The sequence below is a fragment of the Okeania sp. SIO3I5 genome, from assembly GCF_010672085.1.
Classification (GTDB): domain Bacteria; phylum Cyanobacteriota; class Cyanobacteriia; order Cyanobacteriales; family Microcoleaceae; genus Trichodesmium.
Genome location: NZ_JAAHHT010000051.1, coordinates 21,664 through 33,165 on the forward strand (window position 1 = coordinate 21,664; position 11,502 = coordinate 33,165).

The 11,502-nt window shown below is 33.6% G+C and carries 6 protein-coding genes; 5 read left to right on the forward strand and 1 reads right to left on the reverse strand.

From position 1 onward, the window contains the following. Positions 1 to 169 precede the first annotated feature (169 nt). On the forward strand, positions 170 to 586 hold the full coding sequence (locus tag F6K40_RS14355) for an acyl-CoA thioesterase (RefSeq protein ID WP_293136927.1): 417 nt from the start codon (positions 170 to 172) through the stop codon (positions 584 to 586). A 1,523-nt stretch (positions 587 to 2,109) separates the two neighbouring features. On the opposite strand, the gene ruvB is transcribed toward F6K40_RS14355, so the two are convergent. Beyond that, entirely contained in the window at positions 2,110 to 3,264 is a 1,155-nt protein-coding gene (gene ruvB / locus F6K40_RS14360; protein WP_293136928.1) for a Holliday junction branch migration DNA helicase RuvB, read from the reverse strand. A 69-nt stretch (positions 3,265 to 3,333) separates the two neighbouring features. On the opposite strand from ruvB, the gene F6K40_RS14365 reads away from it, so the two are divergent. The 4 genes from F6K40_RS14365 to F6K40_RS14380 all read left to right on the forward strand — a co-directional run. Further along, entirely contained in the window at positions 3,334 to 3,867 is a 534-nt protein-coding gene (locus tag F6K40_RS14365; RefSeq protein ID WP_293136929.1) for a hypothetical protein, read from the forward strand. A gap of 724 nt (positions 3,868 to 4,591) precedes the next feature. After that, positions 4,592 to 5,443, forward strand: coding sequence for an ABC transporter permease (locus F6K40_RS14370; RefSeq protein ID WP_293136930.1), 852 nt, complete (start codon positions 4,592 to 4,594; stop codon positions 5,441 to 5,443). A gap of 1,014 nt (positions 5,444 to 6,457) precedes the next feature. Beyond that, a complete protein-coding gene (locus tag F6K40_RS14375; RefSeq protein WP_293136940.1) occupies positions 6,458 to 7,837 on the forward strand; it encodes an ABC transporter ATP-binding protein in 1,380 nt (459 codons plus the stop codon). 495 nt (positions 7,838 to 8,332) lie between these two features. Next, on the forward strand, positions 8,333 to 11,502 hold a 3,170-nt coding region (locus tag F6K40_RS14380; RefSeq protein WP_293136931.1), incomplete at its 3' end, for a methyltransferase.

Consider the following 11,502-nt stretch of genomic DNA (forward strand, 5'->3'; position numbering starts at 1 on the left):
CTGTTCCCTTTTCCCTTTTCCCTTTTCCCTCTTCCCTAGAGCAATAAAACTTTGTACCTCATCAACTATAAAACTGCTGTAAATCCTATGTAATGCAAAGGAGAAGCAAACCCCTATTTCGTATTCTTCAATATATTATCTATCTTCACTATTCGATTTATTTTTATCAATGTCTTTTTACTATAAAAGAATAGTTCATTTTCAAGATACTGATGCTGCGGGTGTGGTTTATTTTGCTAATGTTTTAGCAATTTGCCATGAAGCTTATGAGAAATCTTTAATAGAATTTGGTATTAATTTGAAGGTTTTTTTTACTAATCAAGAAGTTGCTATTCCAATTATTCATGCTGATGTTGATTTTCGTCGTCCGATGTTTTGTGGCGATGAGTTAACTATTGAATTAATTCCTAAAAGTTGGGGAGATGATGAGTTTGAAATTTATTATCAAGTCTTTTTAAAAGAGATGGGAGAAAAGTGGGTGGCGAGAGCTAATACGAAGCACGTTTGTATCAATCCTCAAACTAGAAGTAGGCAGAAATTATCTGATGAAATTAGGGGATGGTTATTGAGTTTTGAAAGTTCGTAGTTTGGCGAAAATCAAGGAAAAGAAAATGATAGATATGTTTAAACATTTTTTTTGATTTAATAAGTCTTCTTTTGAGGATAGGATTTACAATCTTTTTATTTATAAAACCTATTTGTTATCTTTTATATTTATTTTCCTTTCTACAATGTTTGCGCGATCGCCTAGGGATAATAAGAATTTTTGAGTTGAATAAAAAGTCATGCGTATGGGCGAGCTAACCCATATACCTTTTATGATATCACAAAAATTGTCAGGATGGAGCCGAAAATCCTTTGACGCGCTAAAATTTTTCAGGAGCTTCAGAAAATGACAATGTTATTGGTTTTCCACTCTACAATATTTGCTCGAATATTTGCGCGATCGCCAATAGGCAATAATCTTTTGAGTTGAATAAATAGTCATGCGTATAGGCAAGTTACCCCTGATAACTTTTATGATATCACAAAAATTGTGAGGATGGAACCGAAAATCCTTTGACCCGCTGAAATTTTTTAGGAGCTTCACAAAATGACAATGTTATTGATTTTCCACTGAGCAGCTATAGATGGAAAGATTCGACGATGGGAAAAACAAACATATTATATTTATGGGAAGCTCTCACAAAATGAAGATATTTCTGGCATTGCTTTGCCAAAGAAAATTCCTAAATACTTGCATTGTCTATTACCAAAGAAATTTGGTTGAATAAATAGTCATGCGTATAGGCAAGTTACCCCTGATAACTTTTATGATATCACAAAAATTGTGAGGATGGAACCGAAAATCCTTTGACCCGCTGAATTTTTTTAGGAGCTTCACAAAATGACAATGTTATTGGTTTTCCACTGAGCAGAGATAGATGGAAAGATTCGACGATGGGAAAAACAAACATATTATATTTATGGGAAGCTCTCACAAAATGAAGATATTTCTGGCATTGCTTTGTCAAAGAAAATTCCTAAATACTTGCATTGTCTATTACCAAAGAAATTTGGTTGAATAAATAGTCATGCGTATAGGCAAGTTACCCCTGATAACTTTTATGATATCACAAAAATTGTCAGGATGGAGCCGAAAATCCTTTGACCCGCTGAATTTTTTTAGGAGCTTCACAAAATGACAATGTTATTGGTTTTCCACTGAGCAGAGATAGATGGAAAGATTCGACGATGGGAAAAACAAACATATTATATTTATGGGAAGCTCTCACAAAATGAAGATATTTCTGGTATTGCTTTGCCAAAGAAAATTCCTAAATACTTGCATTGTCTATTACCAAAGAAATTGGGAAACCAAAACAAGGGAAGACTCAAAGATGCAGGATGTTAAAAATCTTTGAATATGGTTTCGACGACTCTCATATTTAATGGGTAAAGAAAAACAAGATGCCAACCTTTCTAACTTTACAGTTTTCTCGACTGTAATTAACCTTGCCTAAATTTTTAAAGTTTGGAATTGAGTTTTAGTCAAAGATTGTTTAATTAGCTTTTCCAGAAAAAGTTGATAGTAATGCTGGATGATAAATATATATATATCTATATTCTCTACAACTTCAAACTTAACTGCTCATCAGGCGGACTAAAACCCAAATGCCTCCAACCGGCAGAAGTCACAACCCGACCACGAGGAGTACGCTGCATAAACCCAATCTGCATCAAATATGGCTCATAAACCTCCTCAATAGTTTGAGCATCCTCCCCCGTCGCTGCCGCCATAGTCTCCAAACCAGCAGGTCCCCCATTATAATTCTCAATCATCGTCCTCAATAAATTACGGTCCGTCCAATCCAAACCCAGAGGGTCAACATTAAACAACTCTAAAGCTTCACCTGCAACCTCAGCATTTATCGGAGTCAACTTTTTCACTTCCGAATAATCTCTCACCCTCCGCAGTAAACGATTAGCAATTCGAGGCGTACCACGGGAACGACGGGCAACCTCCTCAGCACCATCCTCCGTAATATCCGTATTTAAAAGTTTTGCTGCTCGGATAATAATTAAACTCAGTTCATCAACCTCATAAAACCGTAACCTCTGAATAATTCCGAAGCGATCGCGTAGAGGAGAAGTCAAAGAACCAACTCTAGTAGTTGCTCCTACCAAAGTAAAAGGTTTGAGAGGAATGCTCCTAGTCTTAGAAGTTTTACCTTGCCCGACTGTAATATCGAGTCGAAAATCTTCCATCGCCGGATATAGAATTTCTTCTGTCATTTTAGAAAGGCGATGAATTTCATCTATAAACAAAATATCCCCTTTTTGTAAACCTACTAGCAAACCAACTATATCTCTAGGTTTTTCAATAGCAGGTGCAGTAGTAATTTTACAATTAACTTCCATTTCTGCTGCCAATATTAGAGACATAGTAGTTTTGCCCAATCCCGGAGGACCATACAAAAGTAAATGGTCTAGAGATTCCTTTCTAGATTTAGCTGCCGAAATCGCAATATTCAATACTTCTTTCAGGTCTTTCTGCCCAATATATTCATCTAACCTTTGAGGTCGGATTTTTTCTTCATTTTGATTACTACCTTTTTCCTCAGTAGTTGCCTCTACTGCCAATAAAGCATCTAATTCCGCTGATTCAGATTGAGATTGTGATTTTTTGGTCTTATATGAAGTTTTTTTTTCGGAGGCGAAGAAAATGTTTTCATCTGGCCTTTCTGGTTGAGGAGATTGTTTTTTAGAAGAAATTATGGCCATAACTACAAAATTAGAGCTAACATCCTTATTATCATACAAAGGAGTATATTTAATATTTGTCCAAAACTTATGAAATCCTTATTATCAGTACCAGAAAATATAACATTTGAAGAAGCGATCGCCCTGACTAAAGAAATCATCTCTGAGGTAGAAATAGGCCAGCTATCGGAAACTCAAACAGAATCATTAATTGGAGATTTAGTCAAGAGTAAAAATGGTGCTAGAGGATTTTTCGTCGGTTATCTTACAGACTCTAGACCTTTAGCGGATAATCCATCACTATCAATATTCAAAGCCTTAGAATCAGCTCCAGAGATAGTGGTAGAACTATTGGTCAAAAATCTGGCCATGTGTTCGGCAATGGTAGTCCACCATCAGCGAAATCAAGATGAGGAGACAGCCAATGAATCAAAAAAAGTGCGCTCTCGAACCACGAAACTAATAAAAAGCGTTAATATTCCCAGTTTATCAGGCAATATTCAGGAATTATATCAAACTACAACTACTGGCCAGGGAAATTACAAAGACTTTCTCAAACGTTGGGGTTATGATACTGAGCAATTAAAGGCAATTGAGCAAGCGATAGAACCTTTACTTAATTGATAATTGATAATGGATAATGAAAACTATCTCTAATTAGGGTTTGTTGATTAAATATAAAAGCATTTACAGATAAAGTCTAAAGTCTTTTTAGGTTGAAAAAAGTGCGTTTGTTTCAATTAAAAACGCTCAAAAAGTTAGCATTTTTGGCAAGATTTTGGAAAAAAATTACTCTTCTGCTCCTTAAAAATACTTTTTCAGCAAACCCTAATTATCAATAAAAATACTTTTTCAGCAAACCCTAATTATCAATTATTAATTACCAAAAAATTGTGTAATTAATTTTGCTTATGCACTTATCAACTATCAATTATTCATTAAACTGTTAAGCATTTAAGCCGCATATTTGTTCTGTGCGCAGTTAAGAATAAAATCCTTATTAATTCTGTACGGGTGATTCGCAAATCATCCCTACTTCCTTCTGATTTCTGACTGGCTAAAACGCATTTTAAATGTGTCTTATATTAGGTTGCATTAATTAACCACAATACAAAAAGACGGTATAGATAATTAAGTCATCTAAAAGATGACTTAAGCTATCAGGCAAGAATTTCAATCCTTGGCGATCCATCGGGTATAATATCCGCCAAGAAATAAATTTCTGGACTGCACAACAAAAGTCATCTAAAGATGACTAAAGATAGCTAGATTTATTATGGCTAATTAATGTGACTTGATATTAGCTTATCAATTATCCATTATCAATTATCAATTATCCATTATCCAGATGAAAGGTATTGTCCGCAAAACTAGCAGGGTTAGTAATTGGCTAACCGTAGTGAATAATCATTGGTTAGTTAATCTAAACCTGTTATTCACATTAGTAAGAAGAGACTTGGAAGCAAGATATAAAGGCTCAATTCTTGGCAATTTATGGCCACTACTCAATCAGCTATCCCAACTTTTAATTTATACCTACGTCTTCTCAATTATTCTTAAAGTTAAGCTTGACCTAAAAGGATTACCAGAAGATAGTAAACTAACTTTTGGATTATGGTTATTTGCAGGATTAATACCCTGGTTAGCTTTTACGAGTGGATTGACTCAAGCTTCTGGTTCCGTAATTACACAGCCTAATTTAGTTAAAAAAGTAGTTTTTCCCCTTAGTTTATTACCCTTAGTTCCGATTCTTTCAACATTTATAGAAAGTACATTTGGATTAATAGTTTTAACAGGAATGTTTTATATATCATCCGGGGCGATAAATCAAACATTATGGTTACTACCGATAGTGTTTATACCTCAGCTTTTATTAACAGCAGGTTTAGGATATTTTACTGCTGGATTAACAGTATTTTTGCGAGATATTCCACAAACTTTAGGAGTAATTATTAATCTTTGGTTTTACGTTACACCAATAGTATATCCAGCATCAGTAATTCCAGAAAATTGGCGAATTTGGGTATTTTGGTGTAATCCTTTAACAGCGATCGCTGAAGTATATCGTGACCTAGTATTAATAGGAGAAATTAAACACTGGGGAGAATTAGCAATTTCTGGTTTAATCTCTGTACTAATATTTTATTTTGGCTTTTGGGTTTATCAAAAATTGCGTCCTGCTTTTGCTGATGTTTTATGAGTAAGCATTCAGCATTCAGCCATCAGCTATTAGCTATTAATTAGGGTTTGCTGATTAAAGTTTAAAGCTTTTACAGATAAAGGTTTTAGCCGTTTTCTGTGTTGAAGAAGTACAAGGTTTTTGCTACGCAAGAGCTGCAAAAAGTTAGGATTAAAGGGTTAACTATTGGCATAAAAATCAAGGGATAATTCTTATTTATGCCTCCTCTAAATTCCTTAATACTCCAGTTTCAAGTCTCCTATCTCCTGACTCTTACCCTCACCCATAATACTTTTTCAGCAAACCCTAATTACTTGCATAATCAGCAGGAATTAGTATTCAGAAATTTAAGGATAATTAAAAGTATCTAAAGGCGAGGTTTAAATGAATATTTCTTGCGGTTAAAAGAGACTGATTTTACAGAAATAATTAATAATTAAACAATTAAACAATTAGATCATTCAGGTTTAAAGCCTCCCCCTTTCAAGAGGAAAAAAATAAATTTTTTTCTTTTAGCCAATCCTCTCCCTTTTAGGGAGAGGTAATTATCCATTATCCATTAATGAAAGTAACTTTTAATTCTCCATTGATTTGTCAATTACTTTTGCTTCCTCCATTCTGTAATAGCTAATAGCGGAATGCTTACGAAAAAAGATTAATTTTTGACAATTGCTGCAAGATATTATATACTCTTTATTTATTGCATTTTTACCGAAAAATCAAGGTCTAAAGCCTCTCCATTCATGGAGAAAAAAGCGGTCGTTTGCGAATAATTCCGTAGCATGGGATGGATGGGTTACCTAACCATATCTAATCTCCCGTTGAGAAGAAAAAAAATTCCTTTTAACCAATACTTCTATTACAGAAGAGGTAATAATTAATAATTAATAATTAATTATTAATTATTGAATAATAGCCTTAAATTTGTCTGGGAGACTAATTGCCCCTTCAATTTGATAATAAGTTGTTAATAACTCATAACTGATAGCTGATAGCTAATAGCTGATAGCTGATAGCTTACATATAAAATCTATGATGCCTGAAACTGTAATTTCACTACAAAATGTTTCTAAATGTTTTAAACGGTATCGACATCCCGTAGACCGTTTAAAAGAAATTTTACTCCCAGGAAAAAGTCGTGCAGATGAATTCTGGGCAGTACAAAATATAAATATAGAAATAGAAAAAGGGCATACTTTAGGAATTGTAGGGCGGAATGGTTCGGGAAAAAGTACCCTTTTACAAATAATTGTAGGCACTCTAACACCAACAGCAGGAAAAGTAAAAGTTAAAGGTAGAATTTCTGCACTACTAGAGCTGGGAAGTGGATTTAATCCAGAATTTACAGGGAGACAAAACGTTTTTTTTAACGGTCAATTATTAGGATTAAAAACATCAGAAATAGAAGCAAAATTTGACAAAATTGCTAGTTTTGCCGATATTGGTGATTTTATTGACCAACCTGTAAAAACTTATTCTAGTGGAATGTTTGTTAGGTTAGGATTTGCTGTAGCTACCAGTGTAGATCCAGATATTTTAGTGGTTGATGAAGCACTTTCAGTAGGAGATGAAGCATTTCAAAGAAAATGTTTTGCTCGTATTCAAGACATTCAAGAAAGGGGAGGTACAATTTTATTTGTTTCTCATGCTGCTTCAACGGTAGTTCAACTTTGTGATTCTGCAATTTTGATGGATCATGGTGAAATGTTACTTTATCATACTCCTAAATATGTGGTTTCTAAATATCAGAAATTAATTTATGCTTTCCCTGATAAAATTCCCTCAATAAGAGAGGAAATTCGCCAAATTCCTAATTTAACTATTCAGGATTTATTTGATGATGAGGAGACAGATGAATCAACATCTCAATCTCAACAAAATAGTGAGAATAAAAGTCAAGATCGGATTGCAGAATCAACAGAATATGAAGAAATTTATGACCCAGAAATGATACCTTCAAATACCGTACATTATCCTAATAAGGGAGCAGAAATTATTGACCCCCATATTATTACTTTGGATGGTAAAAGGGTAAATCATTTAATTAGTCGCCGGGAATATTACTATACATACAAAGTAAAGTTTATTAATTCCACATCTAAGGTTAGATTTGGAATGTTGATCAAAACTCTGAGTGGTTTTGACTTGGGTGGAGCGTCTTTACATGGTTCGACTAAATCGGTAGAATATATTGCAGCACAACAAATAGTTATAGTTAAATTTAAGTTCAAATGTTTACTAAATCCTGGTGTATATTTTTTAAATGCTGGAGTTGTGGGAATGGCAGACGATCATCTGACGTATTTATCCCGTTGTATTGACATTGCTATGTTTAGAGTGCAACATTATAGTGATTCATGCGGCACAGGTGTCGTTGACTTTTTAATAGATCCATTATTAATAATTAATAATTAATAATGGATAATTAATAATGGATAATTAATAATGAAAACTATCTCTAATTATCAATTATTAATTACCTCTAGTTCAAACCATTGGATTGAATCAAGTAGGGAAATATTATTTTTTTTCTCCTTTTCCTCTTTCGATCTAATAGCTAATAGCTGAGTGCTTTGATGAAACTATTACCGGAATAATTAATAATTAAAAAATTAAATAATTAGATAATTCATGTTGAAAGCTTCCCCAATAAAGGGGCAAAAAGCGGTTGAGGGATGGATAGGTGACCTAAGCATATCCAATCAACCAAGAGAGCGGTTGTTTGCGGAGCAGTCCGTAGGATGGGATGGATAGGTGACCTAAGCATATCCAATCAACCAAGAGAAATAAATCTTTTCCTTTTAGTCAATCCTCTTCCTTTTAGTCAATCCTCTCCCTAAAAGGGAGAGGTAATTATCAATTATCCATTATCAATTATCCATTAATGAACTATTCCCTAAAGAAACAAATATGAATGCTGAAAAAATAGATTTCAATAATAACTTAATTATAAATAATTTTATTCAAGACCAAACTAGAAAACCTGAAAAAATTAACGTAAAAATTCATCCACAAGATGAAATGTATCTCTATGCTTTGAAAAATACAAATGGCAGGAAAGATGAAGCTTTACTACGATATTTTTCTAATGGTAAAAGAATTTTAGATGCGGTTAAACAAATTGTAGAATGGTATTTTGATGGCTTTGAAAATATATCATCTTTTCTAGATTTTGCTAGTGGTTATGGGCGTTTTAGTAGGTTTTTGCTCCAGGAAATACCGAACAATAAAATATGGGTTTCCGATATTTATTCTGCAGCAGTAGAATTTCAAAAACAACAGTTTGGTTTTGAGGGGATGGTTTCAACTACTTCTCCTGAAGATTATCAAATAAATCAAAAATTTGACTGTATTTTTGCCTGTTCTTTTTTTAGTCATATTCCTCAAAAAACTTTTGCTGCTTGGTTAAAAAAATTATATAGTTGCTTAACTGAAAATGGCATATTAATCTTTAGTACCCATGATTTATCTTTGATGACTATAGAGACAGATGTAGAAGCAGAAGAAATTTATTTTACTCCAGAAAGTGAAAGTCTTTTTCTGAAAACTGAAGATTATGGAGTTACTTATGTTGGAAATAAATGGGTACGTAAAGTCATTGAAAAAGTAACTCAGGGAAAGGCAAAATGGCATCGAATTAAAAGAGGTCTTTGTGGATACCATGACTTATATATTATTTGGAATTCAGGAGTCAGGAGACAGGAAGCAGGAGACAGAAAACAGGAGTCAGGAGTCAGGAGTCAGGAGTCAGGAGTCTTCATGAAGTCAGAAGTTGGAACTCAGGAGACAGGAGACAGGAGACAGGAATCAGGAGTTAGGAGACAGGAGTCAAGAGTCTTTATCAAGTCAGAAGTTGGAACTCAGGAGACAGGAGTCAGGAGTCACAAGGAAGAAGTCTTGATAAATTCAGAAGTTGGAAGCAAGAATTCAGAACTCAGAACTCAGAACTCAGAACCTTTTATCAACTCAGAAGTTGGAAATCAGAGGTTAAAAATTGCAGAACAAATAGATGAGTTATTAAACTTTCATTGTCATCCTGATGGAGGTTGCAAACAAATTAAAATGACAGTCACGGGAGACATTTATTTAGAGGGATGGGCAGCAGATATTAATCCAGAAGAAAAGGTAGAAAAAATATCAATTTTAATCAATGGGAAGGAAGTAGAAAGTTGTTACCCGAAATATAAAAGTCAAACTCAAAAGTATCAATGGTCTTGTACTATTGATGGTCACAATTTATTAGCAGATGACGTTATCCTGGTGAAAATTATTAATAATTTTCTTTTAGAGCGAGTAGTTAATATTTATCCCCTGAATACTATCGCATTACTCCCACCAAATCATCTGTTATTAAGAATAAGTGGCAACCCTAGTGCGAAGGCTTTTCTTAGTTCGTTTGATGACCTTAGATATACAGTAAAAAATTATCTCCAAACAGCAGGATTTGATTTTAATCAATTTGACAATATATTAGATTTTGGTTGTGGAGTAGGACGTTATTTAATGGCATTTGAACCTGAACTTTTGCCTAATCAAAAACTCTTTGGTTGTGATGTTTTTGCCGAATGTGCTGAATGGTGTCAAGAAAATATTAAATTTGCTACGGTCAAACATAACGATATTCAACCACCATTACCTTTTGAAAATAATCAGTTTGATTTAATTAATTCTATCTCGGTATTTACTCATTTAAGTATAGATTTACAACATCTTTGGGCGTGGGAAATTTATCGAGTTTTGCGTCCTGGGGGAATATTATTTATGACTCTTCACGGACCTCAATTTTTTCCGATAGTTTATGATATTTTTCTGAATGGTAATGCTCATAAAGCGGAAATGTATAGTATTGGTGAAGAGGGATTATTTTTATATCTTGACCATGAGGGAGAAATAGATGGTCAAGGTCAACGTACTATTGCAGCAGTTCATACACCTGCAGCTTATCAGGAAATATTTTCTATGTTTAAACACATTAAAAGATTTCCTCAAAGTAATTTGGCAAATGGGCAAGATTTATATATTTTACAAAAGCCAATTTCTGGAGGTTTAGTTGCTCAACCTCTTAGTATGAATTCAGAATTTAGAATTCTGAATTCAGAAGTTTTGATTGACTCAGAATTCACAACTGAGAATTTAGAAGTGAAAAATTTTGCCAAAATGGAAGAGGTGAGAAATATAGAATCAGAATTCAAAACTGAGAATTTAGAAGTTAAGAATTTGAGTAAATCGGAAGAGGTGGGAAATATAGAATCAGAATTTACAAATGAGAATTTAGAAGTTAATAATTTAGGCAAAACGGAAGAGGTGGGAAATATAGAATCAGAATTTACAAATGAGAATTTAGAAGTTAATAATTTAGGCAAAATGGAAGAGGTGGGAAATATAGAATCAGAATTCAAAACTGAGAATTTAGAAGTTAAGAACTTAGGCAAAACGGAAGAGGTGGGAAATGCCAAGGAAGAAATAATCGGAAAGATTAACTCGGCAGTCGTAAGTCAGAATTTAGAAGTGAAAAATTTAGGCAAAACGGAAGAGGTGGAAAATATAGAATCAGAATTCAAAACTGAGAATTTAGAAGTTAAGAATTTGGGCAAAACGGAAGAGGTGGAAAATATAGAATCAGAATTCAAAACTGAGAATTTAGAAGTTAAGAATTTAGGCAAAACGCAAGGTGTGGGAAATGGCAAGGAAGAAATAATCGGAAAGATCAACTCAGAATTCAAAACTGAGAATTTAGAAGTGAAAAATTTAGGCAAAACGGAAGAGGTGGGAAATATAGAATCAGAATTTACAAATGAGAATTTAGAAGTTAATAATTTAGGCAAAACGGAAGAGGTGGGAAATATAGAATCAGAATTTACAAATGAGAATTTAGAAGTTAATAATTTAGGCAAAATGGAAGAGGTGGGAAATATAGAATCAGAATTCAAAACTGAGAATTTAGAAGTTAAGAACTTAGGCAAAACGGAAGAGGTGGGAAATGCCAAGGAAGAAATAATCGGAAAGATTAACTCGGCAGTCGTAAGTCAGAATTTAGAAGTGAAAAATTTAGGCAAAACGGAAGAGGTGGAAAATATAGA